Source organism: Burkholderiaceae bacterium DAT-1, assembly GCA_019084025.1.
Classification (GTDB): domain Bacteria; phylum Pseudomonadota; class Gammaproteobacteria; order Burkholderiales; family Chitinimonadaceae; genus DAT-1.
Map to the genome: position 1 here is coordinate 208614 of JAHRBI010000006.1, position 17241 is coordinate 225854.

Here is a 17241-nt window from a genome sequence, read left to right on the forward strand (position 1 = left end):
CACGAATGACCTGCACACCTGCCACTCCGTCTCCCTGCATCAGGCGCTTACCGACTGCGCGAGCACCTTGGCCAGATACTGACCCGTGTGACTACGTGGATTGGCCGCAACCTCTTCAGGCGTACCGGTGGCGATGATCTCCCCGCCTCCCGCGCCACCTTCCGGACCCAAGTCGATCAACCAGTCTGCAGTTTTGATCACATCGAGATTGTGCTCGATCACCACTACAGTGTTGCCATGCTCGCGCAGGCGATGCAGCACCTTCAATAAAAGATCGATATCCTGGAAATGCAGACCGGTGGTGGGCTCATCCAGAATGTAGAGTGTTTTGCCGGTGTCGCGCTTGGACAATTCCAGTGACAGCTTCACCCGCTGCGCCTCGCCGCCCGACAAAGTGGTGGCATTCTGCCCGAGGCGTATGTAGCTCAGACCTACATCCATCATGGTTTGCAGCTTGCGCGCAATGGTGGGCACGGCGGAGAAAAATTCCAGCGCATTCTCAACCGTCATATCGAGCACTTCGGTGATGCTCTTGCCCTTGTACTGCACTTCCAGCGTTTCACGGTTGTAGCGTTTGCCGTGGCAAACATCGCAAGGCACATACACATCGGGCAGGAAGTGCATTTCCACCTTGATCACGCCATCGCCCTGACAGGCTTCACAGCGTCCACCCTTCACATTGAAGGAGAAACGGCCGGGTCCGTAGCCACGCTCGCGCGCCATCGGTACACCTGCAAACAGCTCGCGGATCGGCGTAAACAAGCCGGTGTAGGTGGCGGGATTGGAACGCGGGGTGCGGCCAATCGGACTTTGATCGACATTAATGACCTTATCGAAATGCTCCAGCCCGACGATTTGTTTGTACGGAGCCGGTTCCTGCGTCGCGCCATTAATGGCACGGGCAGCCGCTGCATAGAGCGTATCGTTGATCAGCGTCGATTTGCCGGAGCCAGACACCCCCGTGACACACACCAGCATCCCAAGCGGCAGTGCCAGATTGACATGCTTGAGATTATTGCCATGCGCACCCTTGAGCATCAGCCAGCGATCCGCTTCCGGGGCGCGGCGTTTGGCCGGTACGGTGATGGTACGTTGACCGGATAGATATTGTCCGGTGACCGAATCGGGGTTCGCCATCACTTCTTCGGGCGTACCGATGGCCATCACCTGACCGCCATGCTCGCCCGCACCCGGCCCCATGTCGACCAGACAATCAGCTGCACGAATCGCATCTTCGTCGTGTTCGACGACAATCACCGAGTTGCCTAGATCACGCAGACGCATCAGTGTCGCCAGCAGGCGATCGTTATCGCGCTGATGCAGCCCGATAGAGGGCTCATCCAGCACATACATCACGCCTGTCAGCCCCGAGCCGATCTGCGATGCGAGACGAATGCGCTGCGCCTCGCCACCAGACAGCGTATCAGCCGAGCGATCCAGACTCAGGTAATCTAGTCCGACATTGACAAGAAAACCCAGTCGTTCACTGATTTCCTTGACGATTTTCTCGGCGATCTGCGCTTTGTTGCCGGTCAGGGTCAGCTCATTGAAGAAGCGACTGCTATCCCGCAGGGCGAGCTGGCTGAGATCATGCACATTGCAGCCGCCCACCTTCACATGCCGTGCTTCCAGCCTCAGCCGCGCACCATGGCAACCCGGACAGGCCTGATTGTTGACATAGCGGGACAACTCTTCGCGCACCGACATCGAATCAGTTTCACGGTAGCGACGCTCCAGATTGTTCACGATGCCTTCGAAAGCATGCTCGCGCTCGAACTTGGTGCCGCGCTCGTTGATGTAGGTAAAGCGCACCTGATCCTTCCCTGATCCATACAGCACGATATGCTGGACTTTCTCGGGCAGATCGTCCCATGCCGTATCGACATCGAAGCGGTAATGCGCGGCCAGATTGGCAATCATCTGAAAATAGAACTGATTACGTCGATCCCATCCCTTTACGGCACCAGCAGCCAGACTCAGCTCCGGCTGGGTCACCACCCGCTTGGGATCGAAAAACTGGATAGCCCCCAGTCCGTCACACTTCGGACAGGCGCCCATCGGATTGTTAAACGAGAACAGGCGCGGTTCGAGTTCGGGCAAGCTATAACTGCAGATCGGGCAGGCAAACTTGGCGGAAAACCAGTGCTCCTTGCCTGTATCCATTTCTACTGCAATGGCACGCCCATCTGCATGGCGAAGCGCAGTTTCGAATGACTCGGCCAGACGCTGCTGCAAGTCACTACGGACTTTTAGGCGATCGACCACCACTTCAATCGTATGTTTCTTGTTCTTTTCCAGCTTGGGCACGCTGTCGAGGTCATACACCTCGCCATCGACGCGAACCCGCACAAAGCCCTGTGCGCGCAGCTCATCAAAAAGCTCGACGTTTTCGCCCTTCTTGCCAATCAGCACAGGTGCCAGCACCATCAGTTTGGTGTCTTCCGGCAGCGATAGCACGTGATCCACCATCTGGCTGACTGTCTGCGACTCCAGCGCCTGACCATGCTCCGGACAATATGGCGTACCGACACGCGCAAATAGCAGACGCAGATAATCATGGATTTCGGTAACCGTGCCGACCGTCGAGCGCGGATTATGGCTCGTTGCCTTCTGTTCGATAGAAATCGCCGGACTCAGACCTTCTATCAGATCGACATCGGGCTTTTCCATCAGCTGCAGAAACTGGCGCGCATAGGCTGACAGCGATTCCACATAGCGTCGCTGGCCTTCGGCGTACAGCGTATCAAACGCCAGCGAGGATTTGCCCGAACCGGACAAGCCAGTGATGACAATCAGCTTATGGCGCGGCAGATCGAGACTGATGTTCTTGAGATTGTGTGTACGTGCACCGCGAATGCGGATGACATTGTTCGGGTCGATCGGTCTGTAGGTCATGGTCTGGGCTTTGCGAGTGAAGCGTCGGATCGTGAACGCGGATGATAGCTGGTTGGATTGTAAACTGATATGCCATTCAATGGGAACGATCGTTCACCAGATATATCGAATACTACAACTTTGCGTGGATATTTAAAGACTTCTGCTCGTCAGAATCCGGACAAATCACTAAAATGGCGGGTCTTTTGCACGCAAGACCACACAACCATCATCCATGAATGCCCTCGAACTTCGCGCCAGCCTGAGCCTGGCAGGCCTGTATGGCCTGCGCATGCTGGGCTTATTTCTCATCTTGCCGGTTTTTGCGCTTTACGCTCAGAAGCTGGGCGGTGGAGAAAATCACAGCATGATTGGGCTTGCATTAGGTGCCTACGGTGCAACCCAAGCGTTACTGCAATTGCCGTTTGGCATGCTCTCGGATCGTATCGGCCGCAAAAAGGTCATCTATATCGGACTTGCGCTGTTTGCTGCAGGCAGCTTTGTTGCCGGTCATGCGGATACGGTCACCGGCGTCATGATTGGCCGGATCATTCAGGGCTCTGGCGCGATCTCCGCAGCCATTACGGCCTTGCTCGCCGATTTAACACGTGAGGAGCATCGCACCCGGGCAATGGCCATGATCGGCGGGACGATTGGCGTCACCTTCGCCATTTCACTCGTCGCAGGCCCGCTACTTGCCCATTGGATTGGTCTGACAGGCATATTCGACCTGACGGGCGTGCTGGCTGTTCTGGCCATTATTGGGACATGGCGCATCATTCCCGATCCGTCACGCAGTACTTTTCACTCAGATGCAGAAGCCAACCCAAAACGATTGCCGCACGTATTGAGAGATCCGCAACTTCAGCGGCTCAACTATGGCGTATTCGCCTTGCATGCAGCCCAGATGGCTTTGTTTGCATCGATGCCACTGGTGCTCGAACGAGCGGGATTTGCACGCGACAATCACTGGCAGGTATATCTGCCCGTCATGGTCATCGGCTTTGTGCTGATGATTCCTGCAGTCATCATTGGCGAGACGCGCAACAAACTAAAGCAGGTTTTTCTAGCAGCCGTGACGGTGATGCTGATTGCCCAGCTTGGCATGTCCACCGGACTCGATACGCAGCTGCAGATTTATGGGTGGCTGGGTCTCTACTTCCTCGCTTTCAATATCCTTGAAGCAACTCAACCCAGCCTGATTTCCAAACTGGCGCCCGCTGAAGCCAAAGGCACAGCGATGGGTGTTTACAACACCACGCAATCACTCGGCATGGCCGTAGGAGGTGCATCCGGAGGCTGGCTATACCATCACGGCGGTGCGCCAGTGGTGTATGCCTTCTGCGCGATCCTCATCGGGATCTGGCTCATCGTCACCTTCGGCTTGCGCCCGCCTCTGCCTGTGCGTACTCTGATGTTCCATCTCGACGACGAGGTGCTGGCAGATGCAAGTGATTTGGCACGGCAATTATCGCAACTGGAAGGCGTCAAGGAAGCCAGTGTGATCAGGGAAGAAGGCGTAGCCATGCTAAAAGTGCTGCGCGATGGCTGGGACGAAGCCACTGGTCGTCAGCTGATGAGGCTACCTGCGTGACACATCCCTGTATAAAGATCGCCCCGGCACTCCTGTGCCTGGCGGCGACATGGTCCGTATCGGCGCAATCCTTGCAAGGCTTGTACCGCTACGGCGCTGAAGAGGAAAGTTTCCAGCCCTGCGGCAGCCGCAAGGTGTACTGGATCAAGGCAAACAAACGCCAGCTTGCGCCCCTGCACAAGCTGGTGAAATCCCATCGCATGCCCGGCCATCCCGGTCATCCTCCCATTTATGTGGAGGTAACCGGCAAGCTGGGTCCGCGACTGAAAAAAGGTTGGGCTGTGGACTACGACGGGTTGCTTAAACTCGACAGGGTTGAGCGCATTTCGCAACATCCCCCGATAAGCTGTGCACCCGGCTAGTCAGACCAATATATATTATATAGACGCTATTTTTGGAGTCCAACGACATGGCATCATTGAACAAAGTCCTGCTGATCGGCAACCTCGGTCGCGATCCCGAAATCCGCTACATGCCCAACGGTGATGCAGTGGCTAACTTCTCGATTGCAACCAGTGAAACCTGGAAAGACAAGTCCAGCGGCCAGCGCCAGGAAAAAACCGAGTGGCACAATGTGGTGGCCTATCGCCGCACTGCTGAAATCGTCGGCCAGTACCTGAAAAAGGGCAGTACGGTTTACATCGAAGGCAAGCTGCAAACCCGCAAGTGGCAGGACAAGAACACCGGCCAGGATCGCTACACCACCGAAATCATTTGCGATGATCTGAAGATGATGGGTGGCCGCGGTGGTCAGGGCGGCGGTGGTGGTGCAGAGTACGATCAATCCGCTCCGGCACAAAGCTATGGCGGCGGCCAGCAACAGTCCTATGGCGCGCCAGCGGCTGCCCCCCAATCTGCACCAATGCAGCGCCCGGCAGCTCAACCTGCCAAGTCGTTTGATGACTTTGAGGACGATATTCCGTTCTGAGCCTCACGTTTCAAGGCAGCCTCAAATAAAAAACACCCTCTCCGGAGGGTGTTTGTCTGTCAGCTATTATTTTCCTGAAGGCTTGCATGCACCGCCAATGCGGGTTTTGCGTTCAACCATATGCGATGAAGAGGTCATGACCGGCGACTGTGCACCCGTCATTTGCGATACCTGTGCCGAGAGCATGGCTGCATCCTCAGGTGTCTTTGCAGTCGCAATCGCGTTTTTAATCTTTTCCTGCATCTCAGACTGCCCCTGCGCCATCCGCTCCTGCATTCCCGGCATTTCCTTCATCGCCTTTCGTGCCAGTGCTTGCTGTTCCGGTGTGCCATGTTGCGCCATGGCCGCAGCCAGCCCCTGGATACCGGCACTATTCGATGGTTGGGTGCCACCCTGCATCGTTGTGTCTGATGTGAACTCCCAAGTATCATTACCCAGCTTTTTCACAATCAGCGTTGACTGAATGCCGGAACAGTTTGCCTTTTGCACAAAACCGTCTGATGTGAACTCAGTAGACTGATTCGGACATGCCGCAACACCCGCACTTGCCAGAGCGCCTGCAAGTACACTGGCGTTTGTCCCCTGATAAGGCGCAATGCACTGGGTCTGCTGCCCATTCCCTTTCACTATGCGTTCGGGCATGCGTTGCCCCTCCGAAACCTGATAGATCACCGCATCCCCCGTTTTGCCATCTATGCGCTGGTGAGTCTCTATGGATCTACCTTGAATGACGTCCGTTTTCTGGGTTACCAGATCTAATTGATAGAGGCCTGGCGGGGGTAATACGTTGCGGATATCGCTTGCCGCATGAAGCTGTGAAACAGGTATTGCCCATGCTAATAGCAAGGCTGGAAGTGCCAGTTTGGATTCAGTTACACGGGTATGAGTCACGGCGGACTTTCTATAAGATATTATTATTCAAGAATAAAGGGTGAAATATGAATTTAGCATAATTTCACACTCCCTCTCGCTCCATCGAAGAAATGTGTCCAGAATCCGACATCACCAATGAGAAACGGGCCATTTGGCCCGCTTTTCTGTCTACCTAGTCCCTGAACGCTACCAGTGCACCGTTAACCCGACACCTACCGAGTATTTCACTTCGTCATCATTTAAACCTCGGCGCAAGCCTGCATCCAAATCAACCGACTGATTCACCTTCCAGATGACGCCGATTGCAGCGAACTCAGGCTTGGTTTCGACCGTTGTACTGTAGCGTCCCGCCTCCGCGACTGCGGTCAGACTTTCCGTTACCGGAATCTGTGCGGCAACAGACATATTCCACACGCGAGAGGTCTGGGTTTCCTTTTGCCGCGTCCACAATAGCCCGCCATTTACCATCAGTGTGCCGAACGGAATGGGGTGGCACAGCAAACCATTCACCCCTGCCGCTGTTCGGCCGTTTCCCAAGCCAGCCGTTTCATCGCCAGTCGGAAGAATTGCCACTGCCTTCAGGCCTGCATGCAGCCCTTCTTCAGCGGCGTACCAGCGATACTTCAGTCCGAAAGAAATGTCGCTTCGTCCAATCGCCTGTCCGCCCTCTGGCTTGTCGTATCGCAAGAACGGAACGTTCACCGACACATCAAGGTTATCCGTGAGCGCGGCCGTTAGCGTGGAATTCACCCAGTCGATACCCAACCGGACATTCTGTTCGTAAAAAACCGCCTGATCGGTGTTCAATTCGTACTGCCACGCACCTTTACCGATGGTTTCCGGATCGTCCGTCAGTAAGGGGTGAGCCGCAAATACCTGATTCGTGCAGGCAATCACGACGATGCTCAACAGTCTGATTCGCCAAGTTGGGTTTCCAATACGGTGGCACACACTTTGTCCGTTTTGTGCTTTCCTAAACATCATCCGACTCCAAAATGGCTACTTAAGTCCACTATGGTTGATTTATTTTCCGCCACAGTGGCAGCTGAAGAACGGTCGATTATATGCATTCGCCAATCGTCTCCCATCTTCTTTGTAAATTGCACCACACCATCCTGAATTGACTTGCAGCGCAGACCCATGCACGCCAAGATGCGTGGCACATCAAACAGGAGAGACACCATGAGCAGCAATAGCCAGTATGTGTGGTACGAATTGATGACGCCCGCCCCCGCCGAATCCGCGGCGTTCTACCAGAAGGTCACCGGCTGGACATTCAAGGACGCAGGCATGCCTGATATGGCCTACGACATCATCCACGCGGGAGATTACCCGATTGGTGGTGCGATGGCGCTGCCTGATGAATTGCGCGCCGCAGGAGTCCCTGCGCACTGGATTGCCTATATCAGCGTGGACGATGTAGATCAGGCTGCCAGCAAAGCCGAATCACTGGGTGGCAAAATCTGTCGTGCGCCGGACGACATCCCGAATGTGGGCCGATTCTCCGTCGTCAGCGATCCGCAAGGCGCGGTGATCTGCCTGTACAAACCAGCAGGCGATGCCATGCCTGTCCCGCCAGTGGAAACCATCGGCAATATCTCATGGCGCGAGCTGCATACGACAGATGTTGAGGGCGCGCTGACCTTCTATCAGGCGATGTTTGGCTGGGATAAGGGCGAGACCATGGATATGGGCCCGAATGGCATCTATCAGATTCTGCAAAATGGTCAGGTGCAACTGGGTGGCATGCTGAAAAAAGCCGACGAAATCCCGCAATCGTTCTGGCTGTTCTACGCGAATTGCCGCAGCATCGAAGGTGCCATGGCCGTTATTCAGGCCGAAGGCGGCAAGGTGATCATGGGTCCGCATCCAATTCCGAGCGGCGCCTATATCTGTATGGCCTTCGATCCGCATGGTGCGCCATTTGCGCTGGTGGGGGCGAAGAACTGATACGAAGTGGGAGGGTTCGCCCTCCCAGCGCGCATTCAATGCTAGCGGGGCTTGGCTACAAATCCGCGCTCGACATCCCCATCAAAACCCAGTGACGCATACAAAGCATGGGCCTCAGTGCGGTGCGCGCCTGAAAGCAGCATGACTTTGTAACAATCCAGCGACCATGCCAGCGTAAGCGCATGATCAAGCACACGCCTTGCGTATCCTTTACCCCGGTGTGCGGATCCTGTCACCACATGCTCGATCACGCCAAAGGATCGCCCACCATTCACCAGGTTGGGAATCACCGCCAGCATACACGTTGCCACCAGCGTCCCGCTCGACTCACACACCAGAACATGCACAAATTGCTGCTCCAGCAAACTCGCCAATCTCGCACTGGCAACAGCGGGGGGCTGCTCGGGATCATGCGGCCGCAGTTCCCGGTATAGCGCGAGAAGACCTTCAAGGTCGCTAAGTTCAGCTTTACGCGTGAGTGTGCTCATGAGTGCATGTAAATAAATATTATTGAGAAAACATTGGCTACGAGTTAAATCGAAGGGGTCTGAAAAAATACGCACACGCCCAGGCCGAAATGCAGGAGGGTATAGCCAGAAACACTGTGGTGATTGGTATGTACGTCCCTAATCGGACAGCATTGTAAATATCAATACTGCCTCCAACCATCCCGCCTGTGAGCAGTCCAATCCCTGCCGCACGCATGGCCCAACTCGCCTGTCGCCGCTGATGGCGCATGGCGCCAAGCACCGCCCCGGTCAGGGCGGCCGGCACAAGCCCGACAGCATAGGAAAGCAACAGCCAAATCAGCACGTTGATGCCGGTAGTGGCTTGATCGGTGTAAGCGCGATGTGATCCCTGCTCCAGTAGTATGGCCGGGATGAGGTAAAGCGCACCACCAATCAAAGGACCGGCTACGGAGAACTGAAATGCGGTTCGAAGCATGATCCTGTTCATGACGAATAAGTCCACACGTTACGCTGCACGAGAATTCCAGAGTTTAAGCAAAACAGACAGAAGCATGGCAACGCCAACCCAGACAGCCATATCTAGCAGCATAATCAATTCAGTTGTGAGTGAGCAGCGATTAAACGGCAACGAAATGAACCGGACGCATGCTTCATCACCGCGACCAAATACATTTGAACCCTGAATTCCAACCCCAGCCCAGAGCAGCACGCCAGCGATAAAAGACTTGGCCATCCAGCGGATCAATCTTGGAGCCATCACTCTGATGGAAGTGGCATTGCTAGATATATACATTTCTCTCAACCGGCTACCGTGATCATCATGTGCCAGTGCCACCTGTTGCGGGTCCAGCATCCGCAGGTAGGCATCAGCATTTAATCGACATGCCTTTATCATCCCATATTTCTAAGATCAACAATCTGGATATCAGCCCCAATTAGTGGTGGGCAATCTTACGACTCACCCTTGGCGGACGTTTCGCTCGTTTACGAAAAAACGGACGATTGATCAGATACGTGCCAGACAAGGCCAGAATAAAGAAGAAAAGCGAAATGATTGTAGTAACAGTAAACCCAAACCAGTGGCCACCTATCCCGCCGCGAACAGCATGAGCCTGATTTTCGGGGTCGACCAAGATGCTCACCTCGTCCCCTATGTCATCAGGGATCCCACGCATGAGCGGATCGACAATTTGGAAAGGCTGGCCATCTGATCCTGCGTACTGTATCACTGATTTATACACGGTTGAATTTTTCCGGGTCTTTAGCACGACATGCCCCACCACTTGGCCAACTTGAGGCACAAATCCTTTAACCGCCTCGGCAGTTAGCCAGTAGTTAATGACTGGAATAAACAAAAGTGGAAGCGCAAGGATGAATAGACGAAAGTGGAATTTCTGCATGATTGAGGACGATCACTTTGATTGTGCCATAAGGCTGCGCCGGCACCATTGTGCCAGTCAACTATTTCATATATCGCATTGCCCGCATATGCAACCCTCGCCACAATCCAATCTGAATTGATTTCAGCGAATTTTCGATGCGTGAAAATAGGGAATTTTTAACTGACCCCATTCGGGACAACGACTTACTTCCGTACATCGCGATTAAAGAGTAAATAGCTATCCACCCACTTCCCGATGTGGTTGACCTTAGTCTCAATATCCCGGCAGCCAATTTTCCTTGTCGATTTCATCAAGTTCACCGCGTGATAATAAAATCCACAACTTGATAACTTTATCTTTCGGAACATTGCGCATGTGTTTTGGATCATCATCCCCGGCAACGTTCTCCCAAACCAACAAGCCAGACGAGAAAGACGATAAACACCATTCAGATTCATGAGATAATGATACATCAGTGTGCTCACCATCGGCATTCTGCAGTTCATCGTACAAATCAGAAAGGGACGCGAATGGGAAATGCTCATCAGAATCGCCCATTAGATGATTTACCCAATAAGACATACACACTCCTTACCATTTTACAATTTAATGGAGGCATCGCATTTTCGACGCCTCGTGCAGACTGCGCTTCAGAATACGAACATACAATTGCCCGACTTATTTAACCAAATACTTTTCAGAAAATCCCTGTAAAATCGGATAAAACTCAGTATTAACAGCATAATTTGCCACGCCTGCCACAATCTTTTCCGCAGCTACTTTACAACCTTCAGCACCATCCTCCTTGTTTGCAAGTAGTGCATTTGTACCACCGTTAGACTGAATAGCCATATCAAGGTTAAGTTTGCTACGAACCTGCTCTGCAACAGACTGCCCCTGAGTCTGGCCAATATGCTTTAAGTAATCAGAAAAGTATGCTTTTGCATTTAGCATCAACTGCATATTTTCCTTCTTCCACACATCCAGCGCTGACTTAACTTCCGCAGCTGCACTACCTCCTTTGCAACGAAAATCGACATTCGATACTGACAAATACGTCGTATAGGCAAAACCGTAAGCTGCGTTTCTTTGCTCAGTGAAATATTCATCACCACTATCCGCCTGAGCCGACCCAGCCACCAGCACACTCGCCATCGAAATTAATGCTGCCATTCGATTCAATTTCATTGCACTCCTCCATGTAATAATCTAAGTAGCATGCCTGCATACTGTCTTATCAAGTCAACAAGCAAAACACGTCAGTCGCGAGGGGTGGTCCCAAACGTAGCATTGCACCGCCTAGTTGACGATCTGATTAGCCAGTATTTGATGGCCCCTTTAATTCCACCAAATTGCCATCCGGATCATGAATATATAGGGACAACCCATCTCCTTCGGCGCCAAAGTTGATCTCTGCCGCACCCAGCGGATGGACACCCTGTTTCAACAGGAATTGAACCAGCTCCGGTTCGTCAAACGGTTCAACGCGCAAGCACAGATGGTCCATGTTTCTCGCCTCTACGCCTGCAGCAGCTCCGCCTCGCTTTCCGATCGGTCCGTGCAATGATACGAGATCGATCATCGACTCCCCTGCGGCCAAATGAATTAGGCCCAGATCGTCGCGCCGTCTAACCACAGTGCACCCCAATACTTTTTGATAGAACGATATCGATGCATCAAGACTGGCTACACGAAGAACGACGTGGTCAATCCGTTGAATGGAAAAAATGGTCATAGCATTCGAACCTTTCGACCTATGAAATCTACCTTGAGCAGGTTGACCATAAAACGGCTCCCCTCTTTCCTACGTTGCGGTGGAAGCCGCATCGGCGTCAATGCACTCGGGCGCATTACCCCGCTAACCATCTGAAAGGAAAGCCCATGGTCATTATCCCTATCACTATCGATCTCGCCAAGGGCATCGTAGACATTTATGTCAATGCCACGGAACGAATGAGGCCCACATACGCGGTTGAGCATCGAGGCGCATGAACGATACGACGCACGCAGCCGGTGATAGCATCGCGCCGTTTCCTGTTTCAACAGGCATGAGCGACATGCGTTGCAGACAAGACGCGAAGGGAAATCAGGAAAGCCAGCCAACAGCTACGATCAAATTTGCCACCATTTTCTGGCGGATGTCCTAATTTGGATGGAAACAAACGTCAACGCTTCAGCAAGCGCCAATTGACCAACTGTTCCTGCGGCCAAATCGTTCATCTCTCCTTCTAAAAACTCACGCCAAGTGCAGGTGGTTGATCCTGAGCTATGGGCATACCTGCCACAAGCTGAACAAACAGTTCCGTTGTCCAGTACAAGTAATTCGTATAGCTCTCCGCCAGGGACGTCATTCAGCCAATGCTTCAATACCTTCGGTGTTCGGTAGTGCGGGTTTTTCATTTAAGCCTAACGAATAAAAGGGACTTCCTCGTCCCGAGGTTGCGGCGGAAGCCGCGTCGACATTAATGTGCCACGATGGAGTTTCACCCCTCCAGCCTTTTGAAGGCGATATTCCCCGATTTGTGGAAGCGCCATTTGCGTGCGTGGAGCAGCGTTGCCAGGTCTCTTTCGAGGTGGGCTGGCGGGCGCGAAGACCTGCGTGACCGAATCCGTATCTGATCGAACAAAACGCCCGCAATATTGGCGGGCGTTTTGTTGAGGCTTACTCCTCGGGCACATCATCACTTCTTGTAAATCTGGTCAAACACGCCGCCGTCCTCAAAGTGTGCTTTCTGTGCCTTGGCCCAGCCACCAAACTTCTCGTCGATGGTAAACAGCTTCAGCTTGGGGAACTTGGCTGCATACTTGGCGGCAACGGCAGGATCTGTGGGGCGGTAGAAATTCTTGGCAGCAATTTCCTGACCTTCCGGGCTGTACAGGTATTGCAGATAGGCTTGCGCAACCTTGGCTGTGCCGTGCTTGGCGACGTTCTTGTCGACTACTGCCACAGGTGGCTCAGCCAGAATAGAGCTGCTTGGCACCACGATCTGGAACTTGTCTGCGCCGCCGTTTTCATTCAATGCGAGGAAGGCTTCGTTTTCCCATGCGATCAGCACATCCCCCTGACCACGTTCGGTAAAGGTGACGGTCGATCCACGTGCGCCGGTATCCAGAATCTTCACATTGCCGTACAGCTTGGTGATGAAGTCCTTGGCTGATTTGTCACTGCCACCCGGCTGCGATGCGGACCAGCCCCATGCCGACAAATAGTTCCAGCGTGCACCACCGGACGTCTTCGGATTGGGCGTCACGACTTCCACCCCCGGACGTACCAGATCGCCCCAGTCTTTGATCTGCTTGGGATTACCCTTGCGCACCAGGAATACGATGGTAGAAGTGTACGGGGACGAACGATGCGGCAGGCGTGCTTGCCAGTTATTTGGCAGCAGCTGTGCTTTTTCGGAGAGCTCGTCAATGTCGTAAGCCAGCGCCAGCGTCACTACATCGGCCTCCAGGCCATCGAGCACTGCGCGCGCCTGCTTACCCGAACCACCGTGCGACTGTCGAACGCTGATTTCTTCATTGGCTGTTTTCTTCCAGTAAGCAGTAAATGCCTTGTTATAGTCCTGGAACAGTTCCCGGGTAGGATCGTACGACACATTCAGCAATTCCTTGCCTGCAGCGTGTACACCAGTCGACAGCACGCTCACAGCAAGCACAACGGACAGGGCTAACTTCTTCATTGCGGCACTCCAGATTTGATTGAACATGGAGGCCAAGTGTAGAGAGACCTTTTAATTCCCGATAGTAATTTGAAATGAATTACTTATATCTCTTTATTATATTAAGTCAGTCACGGACATTTTATACATACCATTATTTTTCATGAACTTATGCAAATAATACCCTCCATTTTTCGGGTGCAATTCCTGCCAGCCATTCCCCTTCTTTTTGCAGCTGGCAACTACATGTACATAAAAAAACCCGCTGCCTTCTGACAACGGGTTTAACCGAATACGTTTCATTTGCTAGCCCGCCTCGGCCAGCTCGGTATCATCCTCAACCTTACCCAGTAGCCCATGCTTTTTAAGCAGCGTGCGCAGTACATTACGCGAAATGCCGAGTAGAGACGCCGTTCTGACCTGATTTTCGCCTGTTAGATTGAACGCCGTCGTGATGATCTGCCACTCAAGCCGATTAAACAGATCAGGCGCACCCGAGGCCAGCAGCTGCTTCAATGCATCGGTAATGTGCTCTTCTGGCGAAACAGGCTCGCGTCCTGCTGGGCGAATTGCCCCCGACAGCTTCAAATGCTTGGGCAGAATCTGCTGGCCGGAACTGATCAGCACGGCATAGTGCACAACATTCTCCAGTTCCCGGATATTGCCCGGCCACGCATAGGCTTCAAGCTGGCGGATCGTATCTGGATGGATATCCGGAATCTTGGTCCCCAGCCGCTTGCAATAGAGCCCTAGAAAGTACTCGGCCAGCGGCAGAATATCGCCGATCCGATTTCGCAGCGGTGGCAGATCGATCTGGGCAATGTTCAGGCGATACAGCAAATCCAGGCGGAAATGGCCTGCGGTGACAGCATCGGCCAGATCCACGTTAGTGGCAGCAACCAGACGGATATCAACGGGTGTAGGCTTGCGTGCGCCGACGCGAACCACCTCCCGCTCTTGCAATACCCGCAGCAGCTTTACCTGCAGATTGGGTGGCAGGTCGCCAATCTCATCGAGGAATAAAGTCCCCCCATCCGCCGCCTCGAACCAGCCAATGCGCCGCTGGGTAGCACCGGTAAACGCCCCCGCTTCGTGGCCAAACAATTCGCTCTCAGCCAGCTGTTCGCTGATCGCACCACAGTTGACCGCAATAAAGGGGCCGGCTCGTCCACTTAACTGATGCAACTGACGTGCCACCAGTTCCTTGCCTGTCCCTGTTTCGCCGATAATCAGCACGGGTGCATCGCTGGGCCCGAGTTGCTGGATCTGCTTGAGCAACGCGCGGGAAGCGGGATCAAAAAAGACCTGCGCTTTGGCGCGAATAGATGTCGGTTGAGAATTAGTGCCTTCCAGCGTAACAATTGGCGGGTGATCATGGGCAAGATTCAGCATGGCGTAATTTCCTTTGCGTTTCGGTCGCGTCAGAAACACTTTATGCAGAAATTAATATCGCCACAAATAATAATAAATGGTTTTTTAATTACTTTTAAATATATTTAGCATGCCGGACACGTGTCGCTGCCCTTGCGGGCGAGAACAGATGTCCGGCACACATTCCCCATGTCAGACGTTTGGTAAGCTCAGACTGTTTTCTTCACCTCCGTGTAGACCCATTTAATGAAGCGCTCGGATGACTTGGCGCCATCCTGCACAGTGTTATCGAAGTCTGCAGTCGGCCGTGCTGCAATCACTTCGTCCAGCGACTTACCCTGCCTGACCAGCTCCGTAATGCGGTCACGCACGGCAAGAATGATATCGCGCTGGGCTACGATCCCTTTGCGATCTGTAATCGGGCCATGACCCGGAATGATCCGGGTATTGGGCCCTGCGCGGCCGATGATGGTCGCCAGTCCATCGAGTATCCCGTTCAGCGAGCCGCCATTATTCAGGTCGACAAAGGGATACCCGACACTCCGGAAATCATCGCCGGCCGCCAGGATGTCGTGGTTGGCGAAACTCACCAGCGTATCGCCATCGGTATGGGCATTACGCAGAGGAATCAGCCTGACCGCTTCATGATCAAAATGCAGGGTGACCGGGCCATCATACGTAATGGCAGGCAGGGCGGCCTCGGCAGCGGCTGGCGGGGTGGTACCATCCGGGGCTTGCGCAGGGTGTTGCAGTCTGCTGCGCAGCTGATCCCTGCTCAGGATCGTCACGCCCAGTTTGCCGAAGTTTTCATTGCCGCCCACATGGTCACCATGCACATGGGTATTGATGAGATATTTGATTGGCTTGTCGCTGAGCTTGCGAATCGCCGCAACCAGTTTGTCTGTAAGCTGTCCGTACTGTGAATCCACCAGCAGAACACCGTCCTTACCGGTGAGCACACTGATCGTGCCGCCCTGTCCTTCCAGGGTATAGAAGCTGTCAGACAGCTTAGTTGTCTTGATCTCGACCTTGCTGAAATCCGGACGTGCTGGCTGAGGTGCAAGTGCGGAATCAGCGGCATTCACCGTCACAGAAAGAGAGGCCAGCGCGGCAAGTGTGAAATTGCGGAGGGTAATACGGTTCATTGCGAATAGTCCTGTCGGTGGATTGATGTACAGGACTTTGCAAAGGATGTGCCAGCCAAACGATTCCAATCAAATATCTATATTTTTCAATACATTATGTGATTTAAATTTCAAATCATCCCGCTCAGAACCTGATGCATCCCCAACACATTCGGAGATGATCTGTACATTTAGCAACACATGCAACACGCTGATTCAATCGGCCCTGCCCCAAAAAAATGGCCACCCCGCTACCAGGGTGGCCCAATCACCAGATTCAATCCAAAGGATGGACTGAAGGTTCGAGCGGACAAGCTCAATCAGGGAAATGCATGATGCGGACTTACCATTCTTTCTTTACTTCGGGTGCAGGCGCTGCGGGTGCTGCTGCACCACCAGCCGTGCGAGGAGGTGGCGCAACAATATGCGCCACCTGTGTACCCCCCGCCTTTTCATAGTCTTCCGATCCAGCCGCCCCCGCCACCAGATAGCCCTTGGCAGCAAGTGCATCAGCCACAGCGCCAGCACGCTGCGCATGGTTCGATACGGTCACAATCTGTTTATCTCGTGGCAACCAGGCCAGATGCTTGTCGATATCCTTGAACTGGATATTCAGGAAAACCGGGAAGCTGCCGTACTTGATCAGCTCGTCCGGACGTCGCACGTCCAGCACCAGCACTTGCGAAGGCTTGGCCAGTAAGGTATCGACCTCTTCGCGCGACAGGCGCTTGGCCTGATATTTCCAGGGTTGCTCTGCCTGCGCTGATTGAGTTGCAGGCGCATCCGCCGCATATGCAGTAGAAACCAGGCCGGACAGTGTCGCCCCAATCAGGGCAAGCGAAAGGCTACGTTTGATGTGCATGATGAGTCTCGCAGGTTCAATGATGACAAGCCTTCCAACTGCAAGTTTCTTGCCAGCTTGCGCAAAACCGACCAATTTGCACATAAGCCATTGAATCTATTTACCCACCCAAGGCTATTGCATCACGCCAACCTCGACTCATCGCTTTATT

The 17241-nt window shown here is 53.4% G+C and carries 19 protein-coding genes; 4 read left to right on the plus strand and 15 right to left on the minus strand.

Going from position 1 to position 17241, the window contains the following annotated elements:
• Nucleotides 1-39 precede the first annotated feature (39 nt).
• On the minus strand, nucleotides 40-2895 hold the full coding sequence (gene uvrA, locus KSF73_14070; protein MBV1776839.1) for an excinuclease ABC subunit UvrA: 2856 nt from the start codon (nucleotides 2893-2895) through the stop codon (nucleotides 40-42).
• A 214-nt stretch (nucleotides 2896-3109) separates the two neighbouring features.
• Here uvrA and KSF73_14075 point away from each other — a divergent pair, with 214 nt between their 5' ends.
• The 3 genes from KSF73_14075 to KSF73_14085 are packed head-to-tail and all read left to right on the plus strand — an operon-like array spanning nucleotide 3110 to nucleotide 5396.
• Nucleotides 3110-4468 carry an MFS transporter gene (locus KSF73_14075; protein MBV1776840.1) on the plus strand — a complete coding sequence of 453 codons (1359 nt, stop codon included), beginning with the start codon at nucleotides 3110-3112 and terminating at the stop codon, nucleotides 4466-4468.
• Complete coding sequence (locus tag KSF73_14080; protein MBV1776841.1) at nucleotides 4465-4830, plus strand: hypothetical protein; 366 nt, start codon at nucleotides 4465-4467, stop codon at nucleotides 4828-4830. The genes KSF73_14075 and KSF73_14080 overlap by 4 nt, the downstream gene beginning before the upstream one ends.
• A gap of 47 nt (nucleotides 4831-4877) precedes the next feature.
• A complete protein-coding gene (locus KSF73_14085) occupies nucleotides 4878-5396 on the plus strand; it encodes a single-stranded DNA-binding protein (protein MBV1776842.1) in 519 nt (172 codons plus the stop codon).
• Between the two features lie 66 nt (nucleotides 5397-5462).
• On the opposite strand, the gene KSF73_14090 is transcribed toward KSF73_14085, so the two are convergent.
• A complete protein-coding gene (locus KSF73_14090; protein ID MBV1776843.1) occupies nucleotides 5463-6287 on the minus strand; it encodes a hypothetical protein in 825 nt (274 codons plus the stop codon).
• Between the two features lie 168 nt (nucleotides 6288-6455).
• Nucleotides 6456-7178, minus strand: a complete 723-nt coding sequence (locus KSF73_14095) for a transporter (protein MBV1776844.1) — start codon at nucleotides 7176-7178, stop codon at nucleotides 6456-6458.
• Nucleotides 7179-7451: 273 nt separating this feature from the next.
• Here KSF73_14095 and KSF73_14100 point away from each other — a divergent pair, with 273 nt between their 5' ends.
• A complete protein-coding gene (locus tag KSF73_14100; GenBank protein ID MBV1776845.1) occupies nucleotides 7452-8219 on the plus strand; it encodes a VOC family protein in 768 nt (255 codons plus the stop codon).
• 41 nt (nucleotides 8220-8260) lie between these two features.
• On the opposite strand, the gene KSF73_14105 is transcribed toward KSF73_14100, so the two are convergent.
• The 12 genes from KSF73_14105 to KSF73_14160 form a co-directional block, all read right to left on the minus strand.
• Nucleotides 8261-8707 (minus strand): GNAT family N-acetyltransferase, encoded by a 447-nt coding sequence (locus KSF73_14105; protein ID MBV1776846.1) that lies wholly within the window; start codon nucleotides 8705-8707, stop codon nucleotides 8261-8263.
• 37 nt (nucleotides 8708-8744) lie between these two features.
• Nucleotides 8745-9164 carry a hypothetical protein gene (locus KSF73_14110; GenBank protein MBV1776847.1) on the minus strand — a complete coding sequence of 140 codons (420 nt, stop codon included), beginning with the start codon at nucleotides 9162-9164 and terminating at the stop codon, nucleotides 8745-8747.
• A 30-nt stretch (nucleotides 9165-9194) separates the two neighbouring features.
• On the minus strand, nucleotides 9195-9584 hold the full coding sequence (locus KSF73_14115; protein ID MBV1776848.1) for a hypothetical protein: 390 nt from the start codon (nucleotides 9582-9584) through the stop codon (nucleotides 9195-9197).
• Between the two features lie 40 nt (nucleotides 9585-9624).
• Entirely contained in the window at nucleotides 9625-10089 is a 465-nt protein-coding gene (locus KSF73_14120) for a hypothetical protein (protein ID MBV1776849.1), read from the minus strand.
• A gap of 255 nt (nucleotides 10090-10344) precedes the next feature.
• Entirely contained in the window at nucleotides 10345-10653 is a 309-nt protein-coding gene (locus KSF73_14125) for a hypothetical protein (protein ID MBV1776850.1), read from the minus strand.
• A 96-nt stretch (nucleotides 10654-10749) separates the two neighbouring features.
• Nucleotides 10750-11259 (minus strand): hypothetical protein, encoded by a 510-nt coding sequence (locus tag KSF73_14130; GenBank protein ID MBV1776851.1) that lies wholly within the window; start codon nucleotides 11257-11259, stop codon nucleotides 10750-10752.
• Nucleotides 11260-11386: 127 nt separating this feature from the next.
• Nucleotides 11387-11806 carry a VOC family protein gene (locus KSF73_14135; protein MBV1776852.1) on the minus strand — a complete coding sequence of 140 codons (420 nt, stop codon included), beginning with the start codon at nucleotides 11804-11806 and terminating at the stop codon, nucleotides 11387-11389.
• Nucleotides 11807-12183: 377 nt separating this feature from the next.
• Nucleotides 12184-12471, minus strand: a complete 288-nt coding sequence (locus KSF73_14140; GenBank protein ID MBV1776853.1) for a hypothetical protein — start codon at nucleotides 12469-12471, stop codon at nucleotides 12184-12186.
• A 281-nt stretch (nucleotides 12472-12752) separates the two neighbouring features.
• Nucleotides 12753-13754: a sulfate ABC transporter substrate-binding protein gene (locus tag KSF73_14145; GenBank protein ID MBV1776854.1), complete on the minus strand. Its 1002-nt coding sequence runs from the start codon at nucleotides 13752-13754 to the stop codon at nucleotides 12753-12755.
• Between the two features lie 285 nt (nucleotides 13755-14039).
• Entirely contained in the window at nucleotides 14040-15125 is a 1086-nt protein-coding gene (locus KSF73_14150) for a sigma-54 dependent transcriptional regulator (protein ID MBV1776855.1), read from the minus strand.
• 188 nt (nucleotides 15126-15313) lie between these two features.
• A complete protein-coding gene (locus tag KSF73_14155) occupies nucleotides 15314-16249 on the minus strand; it encodes an MBL fold metallo-hydrolase (protein ID MBV1776856.1) in 936 nt (311 codons plus the stop codon).
• Between the two features lie 322 nt (nucleotides 16250-16571).
• Entirely contained in the window at nucleotides 16572-17090 is a 519-nt protein-coding gene (locus tag KSF73_14160) for a rhodanese-like domain-containing protein (GenBank protein ID MBV1776857.1), read from the minus strand.
• Nucleotides 17091-17241: the final 151 nt, after the last annotated feature.

Bases quoted from the DNA above. Each gene is read 5' to 3' on its own strand.
- uvrA (MBV1776839.1), bottom strand. From the start codon at position 2,895: ATGACCTACAGACCGATCGACCCGAACAATGTCATCCGCATTCGCGGT.
- KSF73_14075 (MBV1776840.1), top strand. From the start codon at position 3,110: ATGAATGCCCTCGAACTTCGCGCCAGCCTGAGCCTGGCAGGCCTGTAT.
- KSF73_14085 (MBV1776842.1), top strand. From the start codon at position 4,878: ATGGCATCATTGAACAAAGTCCTGCTGATCGGCAACCTCGGTCGCGAT.
- KSF73_14100 (MBV1776845.1), top strand. From the start codon at position 7,452: ATGAGCAGCAATAGCCAGTATGTGTGGTACGAATTGATGACGCCCGCC.
- KSF73_14105 (MBV1776846.1), bottom strand. From the start codon at position 8,707: ATGAGCACACTCACGCGTAAAGCTGAACTTAGCGACCTTGAAGGTCTT.
- KSF73_14110 (MBV1776847.1), bottom strand. From the start codon at position 9,164: ATGCTTCGAACCGCATTTCAGTTCTCCGTAGCCGGTCCTTTGATTGGT.
- KSF73_14115 (MBV1776848.1), bottom strand. From the start codon at position 9,584: ATGATAAAGGCATGTCGATTAAATGCTGATGCCTACCTGCGGATGCTG.
- KSF73_14120 (MBV1776849.1), bottom strand. From the start codon at position 10,089: ATGCAGAAATTCCACTTTCGTCTATTCATCCTTGCGCTTCCACTTTTG.
- KSF73_14125 (MBV1776850.1), bottom strand. From the start codon at position 10,653: ATGTCTTATTGGGTAAATCATCTAATGGGCGATTCTGATGAGCATTTC.
- KSF73_14130 (MBV1776851.1), bottom strand. From the start codon at position 11,259: ATGAAATTGAATCGAATGGCAGCATTAATTTCGATGGCGAGTGTGCTG.
- KSF73_14135 (MBV1776852.1), bottom strand. From the start codon at position 11,806: ATGACCATTTTTTCCATTCAACGGATTGACCACGTCGTTCTTCGTGTA.
- KSF73_14140 (MBV1776853.1), bottom strand. From the start codon at position 12,471: ATGAAAAACCCGCACTACCGAACACCGAAGGTATTGAAGCATTGGCTG.
- KSF73_14145 (MBV1776854.1), bottom strand. From the start codon at position 13,754: ATGAAGAAGTTAGCCCTGTCCGTTGTGCTTGCTGTGAGCGTGCTGTCG.
- KSF73_14150 (MBV1776855.1), bottom strand. From the start codon at position 15,125: ATGCTGAATCTTGCCCATGATCACCCGCCAATTGTTACGCTGGAAGGC.
- KSF73_14155 (MBV1776856.1), bottom strand. From the start codon at position 16,249: ATGAACCGTATTACCCTCCGCAATTTCACACTTGCCGCGCTGGCCTCT.
- KSF73_14160 (MBV1776857.1), bottom strand. From the start codon at position 17,090: ATGCACATCAAACGTAGCCTTTCGCTTGCCCTGATTGGGGCGACACTG.